This is a genomic window from Pseudomonas sp. xss_4 (genome assembly GCF_043104125.1).
Lineage (GTDB): Bacteria > Pseudomonadota > Gammaproteobacteria > Pseudomonadales > Pseudomonadaceae > Aquipseudomonas > Aquipseudomonas parafulva_B.
Map to the genome: position 1 here is coordinate 33,793 of NZ_JBICKJ010000011.1, position 17,676 is coordinate 51,468.

12 protein-coding genes are annotated in these 17,676 nt (G+C 67.8%); 1 reads left to right on the plus strand and 11 read right to left on the minus strand.

All coding sequences use genetic code 11. From position 1 onward, the window contains the following. Nucleotides 1-27: 27 nt before the first annotated feature. From ACF8GB_RS01090 to tagH, 11 genes are read right to left on the minus strand one after another with little or no spacing between them, the layout of a single operon-like run. Nucleotides 28-1,830: an SUMF1/EgtB/PvdO family nonheme iron enzyme gene (locus tag ACF8GB_RS01090; RefSeq protein WP_197844551.1), complete on the minus strand. Its 1,803-nt coding sequence runs from the start codon at nt 1,828-1,830 to the stop codon at nt 28-30. Beyond that, nucleotides 1,823-3,025, minus strand: coding sequence for an FtsX-like permease family protein (locus ACF8GB_RS01095; protein WP_197844552.1), 1,203 nt, complete (start codon nt 3,023-3,025; stop codon nt 1,823-1,825). The genes ACF8GB_RS01090 and ACF8GB_RS01095 overlap by 8 nt, the downstream gene beginning before the upstream one ends. After that, a complete protein-coding gene (locus tag ACF8GB_RS01100) occupies nt 3,025-3,729 on the minus strand; it encodes an ATP-binding cassette domain-containing protein (RefSeq protein ID WP_197844553.1) in 705 nt (234 codons plus the stop codon). Before ACF8GB_RS01100 ends, ACF8GB_RS01095 begins: the two co-directional genes overlap by 1 nt. Then, nucleotides 3,729-6,734, minus strand: coding sequence for a serine/threonine-protein kinase (locus ACF8GB_RS01105; protein ID WP_196186222.1), 3,006 nt, complete (start codon nt 6,732-6,734; stop codon nt 3,729-3,731). Before ACF8GB_RS01105 ends, ACF8GB_RS01100 begins: the two co-directional genes overlap by 1 nt. 8 nt (nt 6,735-6,742) lie before the next feature. Further along, entirely contained in the window at nt 6,743-7,462 is a 720-nt protein-coding gene (locus ACF8GB_RS01110; RefSeq protein WP_182139760.1) for a PP2C family serine/threonine-protein phosphatase, read from the minus strand. After that, a complete protein-coding gene (tagF, locus tag ACF8GB_RS01115; protein WP_196186214.1) occupies nt 7,459-8,115 on the minus strand; it encodes a type VI secretion system-associated protein TagF in 657 nt (218 codons plus the stop codon). The genes ACF8GB_RS01110 and tagF overlap by 4 nt, the downstream gene beginning before the upstream one ends. Continuing rightward, complete coding sequence (gene tssM, locus ACF8GB_RS01120) at nt 8,112-11,621, minus strand: type VI secretion system membrane subunit TssM (RefSeq protein ID WP_392474835.1); 3,510 nt, start codon at nt 11,619-11,621, stop codon at nt 8,112-8,114. The genes tagF and tssM overlap by 4 nt, the downstream gene beginning before the upstream one ends. Further along, nucleotides 11,618-12,913, minus strand: coding sequence for a DotU family type VI secretion system protein (locus ACF8GB_RS01125; protein ID WP_392526445.1), 1,296 nt, complete (start codon nt 12,911-12,913; stop codon nt 11,618-11,620). Before ACF8GB_RS01125 ends, tssM begins: the two co-directional genes overlap by 4 nt. Before the next feature lie 6 nt (nt 12,914-12,919). Further along, nucleotides 12,920-14,254 (minus strand): type VI secretion system baseplate subunit TssK, encoded by a 1,335-nt coding sequence (gene tssK, locus ACF8GB_RS01130; protein WP_144966216.1) that lies wholly within the window; start codon nt 14,252-14,254, stop codon nt 12,920-12,922. A gap of 15 nt (nt 14,255-14,269) precedes the next feature. Beyond that, nucleotides 14,270-14,767, minus strand: coding sequence for a type VI secretion system lipoprotein TssJ (tssJ, locus tag ACF8GB_RS01135; protein WP_196186211.1), 498 nt, complete (start codon nt 14,765-14,767; stop codon nt 14,270-14,272). A 39-nt stretch (nt 14,768-14,806) separates the two neighbouring features. Beyond that, complete coding sequence (gene tagH, locus ACF8GB_RS01140) at nt 14,807-16,195, minus strand: type VI secretion system-associated FHA domain protein TagH (RefSeq protein ID WP_392526446.1); 1,389 nt, start codon at nt 16,193-16,195, stop codon at nt 14,807-14,809. Nucleotides 16,196-16,588: 393 nt separating this feature from the next. Here tagH and tssA point away from each other — a divergent pair, with 393 nt between their 5' ends. Next, nucleotides 16,589-17,620, plus strand: a complete 1,032-nt coding sequence (gene tssA / locus ACF8GB_RS01145) for a type VI secretion system protein TssA (protein ID WP_182139754.1) — start codon at nt 16,589-16,591, stop codon at nt 17,618-17,620. Nucleotides 17,621-17,676 lie beyond the last annotated feature (56 nt).

The following is a 17,676-nucleotide window of genomic DNA, read 5'->3' on the forward strand; positions in this document are numbered from 1 at the left end:
CGCGGGTACGTCAGGCAGAAGCCACTACTACGAGGGCCGCGCCGCGGCCGATGCCAGGAGCTCCTTGAGGATCGTCGCCGGGTCGGCCCGCCGGTTCTGGCGGTACTCCCCAACGTGGCGGACGAACAGGGTCGCACGGCTCACCAGGCTGTTGCCCAGGACCGGCTTGCGGTTGAGTTCTTCCTTGACCCGCTGGAACTGCGCCTGGATCACCGCCTCGGTGTAGCGCGTGCCACTGGCCAGGTTGTCGATGTAGATCGCCACCGCGCCATCGAGGGCGGCGCGGCCGTTGCTGATGGCGGCGGCGTACATACGCACGCTGGTCTGGTCACCGCGCGCCTGAGCCTCGGCCTGGGTGTTGCGCAGGTTGGTCAGGCGGATGTTGTAGTTGTTGATGGTTTCGGCCACCAGCGCGGCGGACTGGATCAGGTTGCCGGCAGCTTCCTCGCGCTGGCGGCCGATCAGCGACACGCTGCGCTTGAGCTCTTCGTTGACCAGGCCCAGCTCGGCTTGTTGGCGTGGGTCGGTGGTGGCGGCGATGAGGCTGTCCAGGCGCTTGGTCGGGTCCTGGGCGGCGTCGATGTCATCGGTCAGGCTGGTCAGGCGGCCTTGTTTCTGCCACTGCTCGAACAGTTCCTGGTAGCGCGAACGGGGTGCCGACAGAGCGCCGATGGCCACCCGGAAGCCGGTGGTCTCGTTGCGCTGTTCGGTACCGTCGGCGCCGAACAGCGGGTACTCGCGGCGCATGCCGGTGAACAAGGTCCCTTCGCCTTCCAGGTAATTGCCGCCCTTGACCACGAAGCCGCCATAGGCGCCTTGCAGGCGGCCGCCATGCACCAGCTGGAACGACTCCTGGACCATTTCCGCAGCATTGCCGATCATATCGAACAGCCCCAGCGGGTTTGGCAGGCGGGTGCCGATCGGCATCAGCCGGGCAGCCTGCCCGGTGCCACCGGCCACTTGGTTGAACACTGCCCAATCGGCCAGCGGCCCGTCGCTGTCACTGCCCGGCACCTTGCGCGGGAACAGGCGCCCTTCCAGCTCCTGGCGGCTCACCGCCGAGCCACCCCGGGCAGCGAACTCCCACTCCACTTCGGTGGGCAGGCGCACGAAGCCGACCCCGCCGTCCTCGGCCTTGCTGCCACGGCCACTGACCGGCAGCAGCTCGCGGTGATGCTTGAGCAGCCAGGCGCTGTACACCGCAGCGAAGCGCTCGGCCTCGAAACGCGACAGCTTGACCTTGGGCAGGCGCCCGGCCGCCGTGGTGTCGGGCTGGCAGGCCGGCGCCGGCTCGCCGCTGGCCAGCGATTGCGCCTGGGCCATCACCTGCGCGTATTGACGGGCGCTGACCTCGTACTTACCGATGAAATACATCATCGGCTTGAGCGGGCCGGTCTGGTCGAGCCTGGGTAGGCTCGGGGCGACGGCTTTCTGCCAGTCGGCGGAAAGGTCGTGCAGGCTGAACTGGCCGTTGATGAAGTCACGCCGGTAGCCGGAAATGAACGACTGCTGGTAGCCGGCCTCACCCTCGCTGAACGGGTAGCCGAGGTTGACCTCGCGGTCGTCCAGGCTGCCCTGGGCCAGCACATAGACACTGCGCAGCACCAACTCGCCGCCGCACGGCAGCGGCAGGCTGACGTCACCCGGCAACGGCTTGGGGTTGTCCAGCTTGCTGGTGTCGACTGCCGGTGCCGGTGCCTGTGCCTGTGTCGGGGCGCTGGCAGCGGTGGCCTGCGGCTTGGCAGGCTGCTCTTCGGCGCCTGGTGAGCAGGCGGCCAGGCCCAGCGTGGTCAACAGCAGGGCCGCAGCCCCAGCGCGAAGTTCAGACATCACGGATTCCTTGACTGGCATCGATGCGCGTCACCCGCCAGCCGCCCAAGGCAGCGGCGGCGGTGCTGGCCAGCAGCACCGTAGACAACGCAACGAGGTAATGCATCGGCAACAGGTGGCTGGCGTGTTCGCCGGGCACCTGCGTGAATATTCGGTTCAAGCCCTGCTCGGCCAGCAGGTACAGGCCGCCGGCTGCGGCCGCCGCCAGCACGCTGCTGTACAGCGCCTGCAGCACCACGAACAGCAGCAGCGCCGCCGTGCCGAACCCCAGCAGGCGCAGCACCGCCAGTTCGCGCTGCTTGCGCTGTACCGCCGCCAGGGCGCCAGCGGCGACGGCAGCCAGGGCACCGGCCACAGCCAGGCTGGTGATGATCCAGAACACCAGGTCGAGGTTGCGGCTGAGCGCCTGCACCTGGGCGATCTGCGCCGCCTGGGTCGATACCAGCCACTTGCGTTCGGCGAAATACGCGCGCAGCGGCTCGACATCGGCCAACCCCCGGGCATACAGGCGAAACGCCGGGTACACCCGCCGGGTATCGTTGCCTGCGGCCTCGCCCGGCCAGCCCAGCGCCGGCACGCCGCGCCCGTCGCGGTAGTCCTCGACCGCCTCGAGCAGGGCCAGAGAGGCGAACAGGCCATCGCGCTCGAACGCCGCCAGCGGCAGCACCGCCGCCACCTGCAGGCGGGTCTGGCGCCATTGCAGCTGGCCGGCCTGCTGCCGGCTGAAGCTGGCCTGCAGCTCGTCACCGGCCGTGGCACCGAGCTTTTCAGCGGCGGTAAAGCTCAATACCACCTGCTGCAGCCCCTGCGGCGGCGTCACCTGCTGCAACAACGGGTCGCCGGCAGCGGTCGGCAGCATCTCCACGGTCACCGCACGCCCGCGTGCCGGCAGCAACAGCTCGGCGGTAGCGGCGATCTGCCGGGTACGGGCGATGGCAAAGGCAACGTCCGGTCGCTGCGCCAGTTCGTGGATGAAATCGGCGCCGAAACGCCCCCCGCCCAGCGGCACGATCTCGCGCACCGTCGGGTCGCGTTGCAGGCGCTCGGTCAGGCTGCCGACCAGGCCAAACTTGAGCCCGAACAGCACCAGCAACGGTGCGATCACTGCGACCAGTGCCAGCACGCTGCACGCCGACAGCCGCGCATCGTTGCGGTAGTCCTGCCAGGCCAGGCCGGCGATCAGCCACGCGCGCATCAGCAGGCCTGCCCCAGTGTGGCGGTGACGCCGCCGTCGGCATCGCGGCGGCAGGCCATGCGCAGCACGCTCAACCCGGCCCGGCGTGCCAATGCTTCGTCATGGGTGGCCAGCACACAGGTCACCTGGCGTGCCTGGGCCTCGCGCAGCAGCAGCTGCATGACCCGCTCGGCGTTCACCGGGTCCAGCGCTGCGGTAGGTTCATCGGCCAACAACAACGCGGGCGCATGCGCCAGGGCACGGGCACAGCTGACTCGCTGGCGTTGCCCTAGCGATAACGCGGCAGGCTTCTTGGCCAGCTGATCGTGCACATCCAGCGCTTCGGCCAGGCGCTCGACGCTGCCGTCCTCGGCTAGGCCCAGCAGTTGCCGGGGCAGGCGGATATTGCCGCGCACATCCAGAAAGCCGAGCAACCCACCAGCCTGCAGCACGTAGCCCAGCTGGCGGCTGCGTAGCGCTGCCAACCGGTCCAGGCGGCCCTGCTGCCACAGGCCGGCCACGTCGCTGCCGGCGACGACGAAAGCGTCGGCGGCATCCGGCGCCAGCACCAGCGCCAGCAGGTCGAGCAAGGTGCTCTTGCCGCAGCCGCTTGGGCCGACCAGCGCCACCCGCGCGCCCACCGCCAGCTGCAGCTGGTCAATTTGCAGGCTATAGCGCTGGGCGCCCTGCCCCCGCGTCTTGCGCACCCCGTGCAGGCTGATCATCACGGCAGCGTCGACAACGGCACACGGTACAGGGCATCGCCGGGCTCGGCCTTGCCGAAACGCACCCAGTTGGCCATGTCGTTGTGGAAGGTTTCGTACAGGCGGATCTTCGAGTCCAGCTCGTCGATGAAGTCCTCCTGTTCGGCCACCGACAGCGACAGCCACAGGTCTTCGGTCATGCTCAGCGACTTGCTGCGGTACGGCAGGCCTTCGAGGTATTCGCCGAGTACCCCGCCCTGGGCCAGGTTGGCGCCCTTGGGCAGCGCGCCCGGGTCGCGGCTCATGTAAGCACTGGCGCTGGCGATTTCGTTGAAGAAATCGCCTGGCGAGCTGCGGGTCTTGCGCGCGGCATCGACGATCAGCTTCAGCGACTGCTGCAGGTCGTTGAGCTGCAGTTTGGTCAGCATCACGCACACTTGCAGGCTCGGCAATGCCGGGTTGATCAGGTCGCGGTCGGCGGCCCAGGCGCTGACCAGCTGCGGCGCCTGGCTGGCGCCGGCGCGGCCGAGGAAGTCCATGTGCATGGCATAGCCGATGGCCTGGGTCTTGGCCGCCAGGGTTGCCCCGGCGTTCAGTTGCGGCAGCGGCTGCGCCTGCTGCTGGCGCACCTGGTGCACCAGCTCGGCGAACGTCGAGCCGATCTCGCGCACGCGCTCGCCAAAGGCTCCGACATCGCCGCCCGGCACGCCCACGTAGAGGTCGCCGATCTGCGGGTTGCTGTCGGCGGTCAGCACGCGGTACTGGCTTTCGGCTGCGCCATGGTTGTTCGCCCCGGCTGGCGTGCGCAGGTGCAGGGCATAGATCTTGATCTGCTTGCTCAGCGCAGCCTGGCGGACCTCGGCCTCGTTCATCTGTGTGCTGCTGTAGGGGTCGTTCTTGCGCAGCGCGCCGGCATCGCTGACCAGCAGCACGATACGCCCGCCGTAGCCGGACCAGTCCATGCCCTCGACGGCCTGCATCACCCCGGCGAAGGCATCTTCATTGAACGAATGGCTGGAAACGCTGGTGGCCTTGACCTGCGCGGCGGCCTTGAGGAAGCGCGCCGGGTCGCGGCCCTGCTCCAGGCTGACCAGGGTCTTGCTCAGGTAATCCAGGCCGGGGGTGCGCTTGACGCTGTTGCGAAAGCCCACCAGGCCGAAGCTGACATTGTCCAGCTCGCCACGCGCGGCCAGTTGCGCCTGCAGTTCGCTGACCACCTGGCGCACCCGGTCGATGTACGGCTGCATGGACACCGACGTATCGACCACCAGGACGATGCCGGTGCGGAAGCGGTTGTCCGCCATAAGCGCCGCGCCGGCAGCCGTAGCCGGCTGGCTGCGCGCGCGGCTGCCGGGGTCGATGGAGGCGACGTTGAGCAACTGCACCGGCTGACCGTCGGCACCGAAGCTTTCGCGATAGTCGAAGATCGGCATCAGGTAGAACTGGTTCTGCGGCACCGCGCTGGCGGCCGGCTCCAGCGCCAGCACCTGCGGCGCCTGCTCCGGCTGCTGCTGCGCCTTGAGCAGCTCGGCGCGGGCCTTGCCGCTGTCGTCGAGCATCTGCTGCAGGTCATCGGCCTGACGCATGAACATCACCGGTGAACGGCCGGAACGCTCGGTGAACTTGAGCACCAGGCTCTGCTTCCAGTCACTGGCCTGGGTCGCCGGCAACCAGCCATCGCGCTGGCCGGCACTGGAGGTGCCAACTTCCAGCCACTGCTGGCCGTCGATGTCCTTGCGCTGGTACACGTACAACACCGAAAAAGCCGGCAGGGGTTCACCCGCGCTGTCGCCGGGCCGCGCCAGCAGTTGCGCCTCGGGCTTGCTCAGCACGCGCTGGAACAGGGTTTTCTTGCCGGGCATCAGTAATGGCCGGCCATCCTCGCTGGCGGCGAGTGGCGGCGTGGCCGGTGTCTGCACCTGGCTGGCGGCTTGCGTCACGGGCGGCGGCGCAGCCGGCTGGTCGCTATCGGCCGGCCACCACAACCAGGTCACCCCCAGGCCCAGCGCCGCGGCGATGGCCACGGCCAGCAGCGCTTTGGCCGGTTTGCCCGGGCCGGCTTGCGCTGGCGCGCTCGGTTGCGGCCGGGTCGGCTCGGGTGCAGGCGCGGGGCTGGCGACTGGCGCAGCTACGGCCTGCGGGATATCGATGGATACCGGCGTCAGTCCGCCCAGCTCAGCCTTGCCCGGCATCGCCACCGGCAATGGCCGGATCACTGTGCTGTCCTGGTCATCGACAGGCAAGCGGTCGAGTGCTGCCAGCAACGCGGCAGCATCGGCAAAGCGCTGCTCGGGGTCCTTGGCCAGCAAGCCGCGCAGGATGCTCTGAAAGCGCCCGTGCTCGATCGGCAGTTCCGGCAGCGGCTCGGTCAGGTGCGCCAGTGCGGTCGACAAGGCATCGGTACCACGGTAGGGCAGCTCGCCGACAAGGATCTCGTACAGCACCACGCCAAGCGCATACAGGTCGGCGCGGCCGTCGATGTCCATGCCGCGCGCCTGCTCCGGGCTCATGTAGCTCGGGGTGCCGACGGCGAACCCGGCCTGGGTGAACTGGGTGCGGTCATCCAGCGACTTGGCGATACCGAAGTCCGAGAGCACCGCCGTGCCGTCGGCGCGGAACAGGATGTTGGCCGGTTTCACATCGCGGTGCACCAAGCCCTGGGCGTGTGCATAGCCCAGCGCCTGGGCGATCTGCCGCACGTAGAGCAGGCCCTGCTCAGGCGAAAGCCCGGCGGCTATGCGCTCCTTCAGGGTGCCGCTGGGCAGGTACTCCATGGCCATGTAGTACAGCTCGCCGATATTGCCGATGTCATGGATGGTGGCGATGTGCGGGTGCGACAGACGCGCCAGGGTGCGCCCTTCGCGCAGGAAGCGTTCGCAGAAGATGGGGTCGGCGGCAAGGCTTGCGGCCATTACCTTCAGCGCCACCTTGCGCTGCAGCGAGCGCTGGGTGGCCAGGTAGACACTGGCCATGGCGCCCTGGCCAATCTCGCTGTCGATGTCGAATCCGGGAATCTGCATGTTCAGGGTGCTCTTCAATTCGCCTTCACCACCACGGCGGTGATGTTGTCGGGCGCGCCACGGGTCAGCCCCAGGTGCACCAGGCTGCGGACCACCTGGTAGGGGTCGGCATGGCCGAGCACATCGGCGATCTCGTGGTCTTCGGCGGTCTTGTTCAAGCCATCGCTGCACAACAGGTAGGTGTCGCCGGGCTGCACCTGCACGCTCACCGCCTGCAGGTCGAGCTGGTCCTCGACGCCGATGGCGCGGGTGACGATGTTGCCGCGTGGGTGTATGCGGGCCTCGGCCTCGTTGAGCAGGCCGCTGTCCTGCAGTTCCTGGACATAGCTGTGGTCATGCGACAGGCGCTCGATGCGGCCATCGCGCAGGCGGTACAGGCGGCTGTCACCGGCCCACAGGCCCACGGCGCGGTCGCCGCGTGCGGCCAGTACCACCACCGTGCTGCCCATCATCGCCACGCCCTGGCGAAGGGTTTGCTCGCGCACCGCACGGTTGACCCGGGCCAGGGTGTCGCGCAAGGCCTGGGTAAATTCCTCCAGCCCATCGATCAGCGGCAACTGGCGCAGGCTGTCCACCGCCAGGCTGCTGACATAATCGCCGGCGGCATGCCCGCCCATGCCGTCGGCAACGGCCCACAGGCCATCCCAGGTCAGCTCCAGGCAAGCGTCTTCGTTGATCTTGCGGACCATGCCGACATGGCTGTAGCTGGCCGCGCTGTAGCGCACGCTGCTCATGCCGGCCTCGCCTCGCTGCCCAGTAAAAATGCGGCGAACTGCTCGCTGCGTGGCAGGCCCTGGCTGCGCAACAGGCCTGGCGCGATCCGCTCGCTGCCCTTCCCCCACCACAGGCTCATGCCGTCACAGGCGCATTCGGCCAGGGCCAATGCCCGGCCTTGCGAGGTGGTGCCGTTCAGCCGCTGCAAGCCGCCCACGGTCAGCCGTGGCCCCTGCAGCAGTGGGGGGGCGTCGCGATAAGGCTGCAGGGCTGCCGTGAAATGCTCGAACGTTGCCTCTGCTGCAAGCGTGCCCAGTAACGCCGCCTCGACCCCTTCGAACCATTCATCGGCGCCGCCAACGATACCCGCAAGTGCCACGCCGGGCTCCAGCAACTGCGCCACGCTCAGCGGAAAGTAGCGCCCGACCCGATCGATGCTCGGCATCAGCACGCCGACCACCGCTTCCGGGCCACACACCCCGGGCGCCAGGGCAAAGCGCCACAGCGGGCTGACCAGATAGGCCTGCAGCCAGCCCTCGCCAAGCGCCTGCTGGCTGGCCTGGATACCGGCAGCCAGCCACTGGTCCCAGGGTTGGATGAAACTCTGTGGCAGGCCACGGCTGACGAAGTCGCCGCGACAGGCCATTTTTCCGTAGAAACCCACGTCGTTCACAGGCGCTCCGGCAGGCTGAAACCGCTGACCACTCGGCTGCGGAACGGGTTGAAGGCGCTGCCGGCACGCAGCTCGTACGACGCACTGGCGCCGTCCACGCGCAAGCGCAGGTTGAAGCGCTCCGGCGAGCTACCGGCCACCAGGTCGGACTGGTCGAGCAGGCGGAACCACGCCCACGGCCCTTCCATGGTCAACCCAGAACGGCCGCTGGCCGCCGGCGGCGCGATCGCCAGGCGCACCACGCCGATGCTGTTGGGGTTGGGCCACTGCAACGCCACCGGGCGGCTCGGGCCGTGGTCGTAGCTGACCTGCTGGCCGTCGAGGTCGAGCAGAAACTGGGTGATGCTGGCGTCCATCGCCACTGGCTTGAGCTCGAAGCGCACGCCTGGCTGCAGGCCATTGCCGCTGCGGAAGAAGGCATCGCGAATGGTCGCCGCGCGCTGGAAGGTGTACAGCACGTTGCTGTTAATCCCAAGCTTCTGCGCCGCGCCCGGCTGCCAGCTCCAGGGTGTGCTGGAGGTGTTGACGTAGGGCTGCAGGTACTTGCGGAAGTAGCTGTCCATCACCCCGCCAACGCCGAAGAACTGGCCGAAGTCTTCCAGGGTGGCGTCGCGCGAGCTGCCGGCCACCATCGGGTAGCGGCCGCTGAGCGACTGGCGGTAGACGTTCAGCACTTCGCTGGCCCAGGCGGCGTTGAGCTGGTTGCGCACCCCGCCCATGACCACGCCGTGAGTCGAGCCGAGTACCGAGCTGACCAGGTTCTGCACCACCTTGGGCTGGCGCGCCGCGCCCAAGGCAACCCGTTGCGCCGCCGCCTGGGCTTGGTTCTTGGCCTCGCCCAGCAGCGCGTCGCCGCTGGCACCGACCATGGCGCTGACTTGCACGTAAAGCGCGTTGAGGTCGGTGAGCAGGCCGTCGATGGCGGCCGGCTGGCCTTCGCCGCTGTCAACCAGCGCAGCCAGTTGGGCAAAGTGCGTGGTCACCGGGTCCTGGGTGCGGGCAGCAGGGCTGTCGGCCGGCAGCGGGGCGTCGCCGAGCAGGCCGCCGAGACGCTGGCGTAACTGGTCGACACCGGCCTGTTGGGCCTTGTCCTGAACCTTGTCGAGGGTGGTCGGCTGCGCCAGGTTGGTTTCCCGCGCCACCGCCTGCAGCAGCTGCTTCATCGGCGAGCTGGGCCCGGACAGCACCCGCAGCACATCGGCGGCCTGGCCGACGCTGGTGATCGGCACGAAGTCCAGGTCGTCGAGCAGGGCATCCCACTGGCGGATGTAATCCTGGTAGTAAAGCTGCTGCACATCGTCGGCCAGGCGCCTGGCATCGTCCGCCTCGCCCGGCGCGCGGCCGAGTACCCAGCGCTCTTCTGCGAGCGTGGTACTCTGCGCCAGGCTGGCAGCCAGAAACGCCTGGCGGTAACCCAGCACGGTAAACAGCCCCGGCAGCGGCTCGCTCAGCGGCTTGGCGCTCTTGAAGCGAAACACCAGGGCCGCATCGCGGCCGGCCGCGTCGCTGACGCGGAAGTCTTCGACCCCAGCCGGCAGCTTCTGGCGCTTGACCCGGTCGTAGACGCGCTGGGCCACCGGCAGCTGTTGCAGCTGGCGCCGGGTGTCGTCGATCAGACGCTGGTCCAGGCGGGCATTTGGCGGGCGCTTGTCGAACAGCGCTGCCAGGTGCTGTTCCAAGGCCCGGCGCAGATCAGGGGCAAGGTCGCGAGGCAGCTGGCGCTCCCAGTCCAGGGTGATCCAGGCCTTGATGAAGTCCGCGTCGTAGTGTTCGCCGTCGGCCAGCATCAGGTAGGCCTTGAGCCCTTCGTAGAGGTAGTCCGACGGGCCGCCGGCGTACAGCTGCTCCTCGATGCGGGTCACCAGGCGCGGAGCGAAAATGGCGATCAGCAGCTTGCGATACAGGCTTTGCGATTCGCTTTCGAGCATGTCGCCCTGGTACAGGCCCAGGCCCTCGGCCCAGCTGGGTGGGTCGTCGGCCAGATGGCGCACGGTGTTGAGCAACGGCAGCACCTCGACGACGTTGCGCTGCGCCGGGCTCAGGCTTTGCACGCTCTTGCCCAGCGGCTGTAGGCGGCTGTCGACCTCGGCGATGTATTGCTGGTTGGCACGGTAGCTGACTGCCCACAAGGTGCCGACCAGCAGCACCAGCGCCACGCTCAGGGCCAGCGCGCCACGGGCGATCCACCTGCGCCGCCGTTCCACCTTGGGGTTGCTGCCGACCAGGCCGCGCTCGGCGAAGGCCACAGCCGTGAACAGTCGCTCGATGAAATAGCTGCGCCCACTACCGCTCTGGCGCGCCAGCTGCGCGCGGTCCAGGCCCATGCTCTGGGCCATGCTGCCGATCAGCCGGTCGATGGGGCTACCTTCCTGGGTGCCGCTGGTGAAATACACACCGCGCAGCAAGGCCCGCGCCTCGAAGGCGTTGGGCTTGAAGATGCCATCGAGCAAGCCCTTGAGGTCGCCGCGCAGGGCGGCGAACTGTTGCACAAAGCCGTAGATCAGGTCGCGCCGGGTCGGGTCGCGTTCCTGTTGCAGGCGCTCGACCAGGCGCTCGCCAAGGCGCTGTTCGAGCAGGCCGAACTCGTTGTCGAACTGTGCCAACGGGCTATCAGCACCCTGCTCGAGGGTATCCAGCGGGAAGGTCATGCCCCACACCTGGGCGCGCTCGTCCTTGCCCAGGTTGTCGAAGAACTCCATGAAGCCCGGCACCAGGTCCAGCTTGGTCAGCATCAGGTACACCGGGAAGCGCACGCCCAGCTGGCTGTACAGCTCCTGGATGCGCGCACGGATCGCTACGGCATGGGCGGCACGCTCGGCGTCGCTGCCCAGCAGCAGGTCGGCCAGGCTGATGGCAATGAACGCACCGTCGATCGGGCGGCGCGAGCGCTGGGTCTTAAGCAGGTCGAGGAAGCCCAGCCAGGCCGCCTTGTCGACTTGGGCGTGGCTGTCCTGGGTGGTGTAGCGGCCGGCGGTATCGAGCAGCACCGCCTGGTCGGTGAACCACCAGTCGCAGTTGCGCGTGCCGCCCACCCCGCGGATGGCGCCCTTGCCCAATTGCGCGGCCAGCGGGAAATGCAGCCCGGAATTGACCAGCGCGGTGGTCTTGCCGGAACCGGGCGGGCCGATGATCACGTACCACGGCAGCTCGTAGAGGTTGCGCCGCTCGTCACCGCCCAGGCGGGCCTTTTTCAGTAGGGCCAGGGCCTCGTCCATGCGCTGGCGCAGGGCGGCCAGCTCTTCGGCGGTGGCCACGCTGGCCGGGTCCGGAGCGGTCTCGGCGGCCAGGCTCTGCATGACCTTGGCCGCCTGCCGACGCGCCTGCACGATGCGCCAGGCGCGGTAGGCGCCCCACACGGCGAACAGCAGGACAATCAGCAGCCAGCGCGGTGCGGGCGGCGCCAGCACTTCCAGCAACGGCCCGACAAACCAGATGATCAGGCTCAGGGCGATCAGGCCCAGCAGCGGGATCACCCAGCGAATGACAAAACTGAACAACGCCTTCACTCAACACCCTCCGCCAGCACGGTGATTTCAACCCGGCGATTCTTCGCCCGACCTTGCGCGGTGTCGTTCGACGCCAGCGGTTCGGTGTCGCTTAATCCTTCGGCGCTGAAGCGCTCGGGCTGCCCTGTGCGCGTAGCGAGCAGGCCCTTGACCTCTTCGGCGCGCGCCTGCGACAAGGCCCAGTTGGACGGGAAGCGCAGTGTCGCGATGCGCTGATTGTCGCTATGCCCGGTCACCCGCACATTGCCCTTGACCTTGGCCACGGCGTCGGCAATGCGCAGCACCAACGGCTGGAAATCGCCCTTGATGCTGGCGCTGGCACTGGCGAATAGCTCATCGCCGCGAATGATCACCACCGAACGGTCCACCGCATCTTCGACGGCGACCCGGCCAGCCTTGATGTCGTCAGCGAGGAACCCGGCCAGGCGCGGGCGCTGCACCGGCTTGGGCTGCACCACCGGGCGGTCCATGGCCTGCACCGGGATCTCGCCCAGCGCGTGGATACCACGGAACACCGGCTCGGCATCGGCAGCCAGCTTCAGGCGCAGACCGAACAGCAGCAGCAACAGCAACGCCACGGCCACCGCCAGGCCTACCCATGGCGGCACGAACTGGGCCAGGCGATCGCGGCTCACGGTCGCCCCGCGCCAGTGCGGCGACAGTTCGCGCTCGCGCTCGCCACGGGCGCTGCGAATCGCCGCAGCGGCGCGCTCGCGCAGTGCTTCGAGCTGGGCGCGGCCATCGTTCATGACCCGGTAGCGGCCTTCGAAGCCGAGGCTGGTGCACAGGTACAGCAGCTCCAGCAGGTTGAGGCGTTCGCGCGGGCTTTGCAGGCAATGCTCCATCAACTGGAATACTTTCTCGCCGCCCCAGGCCTCGTTGTGCACGGTGATCAGCAAGCTCTGCCGGCTCCAGTCGCTGGCACTGCCCCACGGCGTGCTGAGCACCGCCTCGTCCAGCGCGGTGCACAGTGCGTAGCGCGCCAGCAGCACCTCGTTACGCACGACCCCAGCAGCTTCGGCACGAGTTTCGAACTCGCGCAGGTAGGCCAGCAACTGCGCGCGCAGGCTGGCCGGCGCTGAGTGGGCGATGGTGTTGCGCAGACGGGTAAGCAAGGCCAGCAGCGGCCCGGCGGCCTGCTCCAGCGGGTTGAGGCCCATGCCCTGGCCGGGCGCCAGCGGCTCGGCCGGCAGCTGCAACGGCGCGGGAGCCGGGGCCGGTTGCGCGGCGCGGCCCCCGGGGCGCGGCATGAACTGGGTACGGTCGTTGGCCAGCGGATCGTCCGGGTGCATCGCGGGTTATCCTCGAATGGCCCAGAAGGCCAGGCTCAGGCCGGGGAATTCGCCGGCGACGTAGAAGGCAAAGCCACCGGAATGCTGCAGCTGCTTCCAGTGTTCGCTGCCACGGTCGAGCTCGAAGTAGGTGGAACCGGCGTGGAACGGAATCTGCCGTGGCGCCACCGGCAACGGCAGCAGGCCGATGCCCGGCAGTTGCAGGTTAACCAGGTCGCGAATGTGCTCTACCGAGCCGATCTTGCTCTGTTGGCCGAAGCGGCTGCGCAGGGTCTCGCTGGGCACGTCGGCGCGCACCACGAGGATGAAGCTGGCGCTGTCGAGCAGGCTGCGGTCGGCGAGCATGCCGACATGGATGCCGTAGGCCTTCTCGACGATCGGAATCGCCACCGCCTTGCTGTCGATCAGCGTCGAGAGGGCCTCGCGCAATGCGCTCATCACCGGCGCGAAGGTCGCTGCCAGGTCGTCGTGCTGGTACACCGGGAAGCTGAGCGGGCGCCGGCCATCACGGGTGAAGGTGGCGAACTCGCCGGCCAGCGCCACCAACTCGCTGTACAGGCGCTCGGGGTGCAACGGGCTCAGCTGATTGAGGTGCTCGATCAGCGGCTGGGCGCGGTTGACCAGTTGCAGCAGCATGAAGTCGGCAATCTCCGACGCCCCGCCATTGGCCGAGGCGACCACTCGCCCGGCCAGCGCTTCGCCACGCTGGTGCAGCAGCCCCAGCAACTCGCCGCAGAAGCCGGACAACTGCTGGCTGGCCGCCACGTCAAGCAGCGGCGGGATGTAACTGTCATCCACCATCAGGGCACGGTCGGCGCGCTTTTCGCGGATGCGCAGCATGCCGAGGGCGGCGTAGTCGCTCAGGCCATCCTCGCTGAGCAGCAGGCGCAAAGCGCGGCTGCCGAGGGCCAGCGCGGCACGGTTCTCAAACGGCGCATTGTCGTCACGCACTTCACTGACCCGGCTGATGTAGCGGGCGCCAGCGCTGGCCTCGCCTTCGTCGACGGTGTCGCGGGCCCCGGCGCGCTTGAGCGGCAGGCCCAGGTGGACCACGCCATCGCGCAGCGCGTCGGGCACCTCCAGCGGCGCTGGCGGCAGGTCGTCGCGGGGTATGTCGAACGGTGTACCATCGGGCAGCAGGCCGCGGGCACTGATGATTGCCACCTTGCCCTGGGCGAGCAGGCCCTGGTCGAACAGCAGTTCGGAGAACCCCCAGGCAGCAGCGCTCAATGGCCGGCTGCGGGCGTCTACCAGGTGTTCGAGGTAGCGGTCGTGCTGTTGGAAATGCTGGGTCGTGATGAACATGCCTTCCGACCAGACCACGCGATTGTTCCAGGACATGGGGGCTCCGATTGCCTAGCGGGCAGGTTCAGGTTGGGGGGTGGCCTCGGCGCTGCGCACGTCACGCACATCGAGGCTGATCTGGTAGTCGCGCGGCGGCACAGGCATTACGCTGCGCCACTGGGCCTGGTCGATCTCGCGATAACCGACCACCAGGCCGATATGGCGCGTGGCGGGGTCCAGCGGGCGCTCGAGGCGCAATTGCCCGCCGGGCTGCAATAGCACTTCGTCCTGGTCGATCAGGTCGGCGCCGAGGGTGGCCTGGGCGCGTTCGGCCAGGGCAAAGTAGTCGGCGCGGGCGAAGGCGGCGCTGTTCTTCAGCTCGAAAAGGCGCACCCGGACCGGCGCCGGGGCGCCACCAGGGCCCGGGTTCAGCCCGGCGGCAGCGCTGAAATACAGGGTCACGGCGGCGCGCTCCGGCACCTCGTTGGCAACCGCGGCAACAGGCGTGTCCTTGCTGCAGGCCGCGAGCAGCACCAGGCTCATGGCGGCTACCAGTGGTATTGCTTTCATCCTTGTCCTCATGACGTACCTTGGGCTTCCCGGATGCACTCAGCGACGTTGCGCACGGCTGCTGTGGACCTGGTAGGCGCGGCTGAATTCGCGGCCTAGCAGCTCTTGAAAATCGTCTTCGGCCTCGCGGGAAATCTGCCCGTAAAGCTCGGTAAACTGCTGCCAGCAATGCGCCTGACGCGAGCCGCCGAACAGCTTGGCCAGCCCGGCAGCCGGTGCCAGGCGCTGCTCCAGGCGGGCCGGCTGGAAACACGCCAGCAAGTGCTGGATGGCAGCTTGCACACCGGCCATCACCGCCAGCTGGTGGGCGCGCAGATCATCGAAGCTCTCGCGCACCGCCTGGTCTGCCGGCATAAACGCCTGGTTGCCGTGGCGCAGCAGCAACAGCAACGCCTCGTCGGCATTGGGGGCGAATTTCAGCGGGTTGTTCTGCACCGGGGCAATGGTGGTCTGCTGCATGCGGAACTCGCCCTTTAGGCTACTGCGCGCACGCAAAACATCGATCAGGCCCTCTACCATCAGGCGGTAGCTACGGCCGATGGCCTCCATCTGCGCGGCGGCATCGGCGGCGTCGATGCGCAGGTGCTCGATGCCAGCGCCGCGCAGGAACGCCTGCAACAGGGCGTCGCTGGCCATGGCCGGTGCGGGCGCAGCGGCAGGCGGCGCGACCGCTGCCGCTGCCGCTTTCACCGGCGGCGCTGACGGTGGCGATATCTTATCCGCAGCCGCAGCCGCAGCCGCAGCCGGGGCCGGGGCCACTGCCGCCGGCGCTGCAGCCGGCGTGGAGCCGAGCAGGTCCCAGTCTTCCGGGATCATCCCCGGGGTGGCCGGGGCGGCAGTCGGTGCCGGCGGAGCCAACGGGGTTGGTGGGCGAAAGTCATGCTGCTGGGCAGGGACGTGGTCGGGCTGGCTGACCGGCGGCACGCTGGCCGGGCCGAGGAAATCGAACAGGTCAGGCAGGGTGTCATGGCTCGAAGCCCCCTGCAGGAGCGCAGCCGGCGCCCCGGAAATCGCCGGGGCAGGCATGGCCGGGGCGGCCATCTGGTTGGCCATCAGCGCTTCGAAACTGTGCGCCTGGGGCTCGCTTTCAAGGCTGCCAGGCAGGCTCGCGTCGATCCGCGCCTGTATCTCGTATTCACCAATACGGATAACTTCGCCATTCATCAACGGCTCACTGTTACCACGACGCAAACGAATACCGGCACAAACTAACTCGACACCATTGGTGCTGTCGTCGGTCAAGTAATACTGGCCATTCTTGGACTGGATCACACAATGCCGAGACGATACCAACCGTTCCGGGTCGGGAAGTACCCAGTCATTGTTAGCCGCGCGACCAATAGTGATGGCACCGCTCTCCAGCCGCATTTCCGGACATTGTCCAGGGGTAATCTTGTGATAGCTGGTGATAGTTAGGCAAAGTGCCATCATGCCTCCTTGCATCCGTTTAGAACGTCGATCCATCCATTCGAGTTAGTGCGCCAAGCCACTCGAACACCGCTGCAACGCTTGATTCACATAGCCCAGGCAAAAACCAAAAATATATGAAGGGTATGTAACGCCAATGCCGTAGCCAAACCAGAATCCATGACGAGCGGTGCCTGGCTACTGCCAACAGCGTCACAGCAGGCACTCGGCGGCGCGTAGCTTACCTTGACACCTGCAAATAAATAAACCATAAATGCGCAACTTCGAAGTGCCAAAATAATATCATCGTGATACCACTTCGACACGCGTTAAAAAGTTTGTGCGCCAGTTCACATTTGCAAGTTCGCACAAGAACACGCCCTCACCAAGGGCCGATAGGGAGATCGAATTCTGGTGTACGCATCGCCGTTGCTCGCCGCTGTTTCTGCTGACTTCCCCTGCGGCGAAGACCTCGAATATGACGCTGAGTTTCTGCAACTGGAGCGTGATGCCCAGGGCCGCCCCGAGCGCGTCATGGGCGATGCCGTTCAGCCCGCCGAGCCGCCGCAGTGGCGCGACATCGAGCAGGCATGCAGCCGCTTGCTGCAACGCAGCAAGGACCTGCGCATCACCCATTTTCTGTTGCAGGCCAACCTCGCCCTGCATGGCCTGCCGGGCCTGGCCACCAGCCTGGAACTGATCCGCGACCTGCTTGCCGAGTATTGGCTCTACCTGCACCCGCAGCTGGACGCCGCCGACGACAACGACCCCACGGTACGGGTCAACGCCCTGGCCGGCCTGACCTGCGACACCAATATCGGCCTGCTGCGCGACGCCGTGCTGGTGCGCTCGCGCGCCTTCGGCCCGGTCACCCTGCGCGCTGCATTGCATGCCGCCGGCGTGCAGCACTTTGCCAGCGAACAGCTCAGCGCCGAAGAACTGGCCGCCGCCCTGCGTGACGCCGACGAAGACCAGGTGCTGCAGTGCCAGGCCGCCCTGCAGCTGGCCCGCGAGGCGGTGGACGTCATCGAACAGCGGGTCAACGACCAGGTCGGCTCGGCCAGTGGCGTCGACCTGTCGGCTCTGCGCCAGCCGCTGCGCCAGGTGCAGCAGGTGCTCGCCGATTACGCCCCGGCCGGGGCAGGCCCTGCCCTGGCCGCCACCGAAGCACCGGTGACCACCCGCGAGCAAGCGCCGCCCGCCGCCGCCAGCCCCAGCGCCCGGCCTGCCGCCCGCCCGGGCGAAGTAAACAGCCGCGAGGACGTGCAGCAGAGCCTCGACCGGCTGTTGCAGTACTACGCCCGCCACGAGCCCTCCAGCCCGCTGCCGGTGCTGTTGCACCGGGCGAAGCGGCTGGTCAATGCCGATTTCGCAACCATTGTCCGCGACCTGATCCCCGATGGCTGGTCGCAATTCGAGAACCTGCGCGGCACCGAGGACAACTGACGCCCTCGGCCCGCATCAACACCGACGCCCGCAACGAACAGCGCCGCCGCACCGGC

What these genes read in the sequence shown, in the direction of transcription:
- ACF8GB_RS01090 (WP_197844551.1), bottom strand. Translation starts at nt 1,830, where the DNA reads ATGTCTGAACTTCGCGCTGGGGCTGCGGCCCTGCTGTTGACCACGCTG.
- ACF8GB_RS01095 (WP_197844552.1), bottom strand. Translation starts at nt 3,025, where the DNA reads ATGCGCGCGTGGCTGATCGCCGGCCTGGCCTGGCAGGACTACCGCAAC.
- ACF8GB_RS01100 (WP_197844553.1), bottom strand. Translation starts at nt 3,729, where the DNA reads ATGATCAGCCTGCACGGGGTGCGCAAGACGCGGGGGCAGGGCGCCCAG.
- ACF8GB_RS01110 (WP_182139760.1), bottom strand. Translation starts at nt 7,462, where the DNA reads ATGAGCAGCGTGCGCTACAGCGCGGCCAGCTACAGCCATGTCGGCATG.
- ACF8GB_RS01125 (WP_392526445.1), bottom strand. Translation starts at nt 12,913, where the DNA reads ATGCACCCGGACGATCCGCTGGCCAACGACCGTACCCAGTTCATGCCG.
- tssK (WP_144966216.1), bottom strand. Translation starts at nt 14,254, where the DNA reads ATGTCCTGGAACAATCGCGTGGTCTGGTCGGAAGGCATGTTCATCACG.
- tssJ (WP_196186211.1), bottom strand. Translation starts at nt 14,767, where the DNA reads ATGAAAGCAATACCACTGGTAGCCGCCATGAGCCTGGTGCTGCTCGCG.
- tagH (WP_392526446.1), bottom strand. Translation starts at nt 16,195, where the DNA reads ATGGCACTTTGCCTAACTATCACCAGCTATCACAAGATTACCCCTGGA.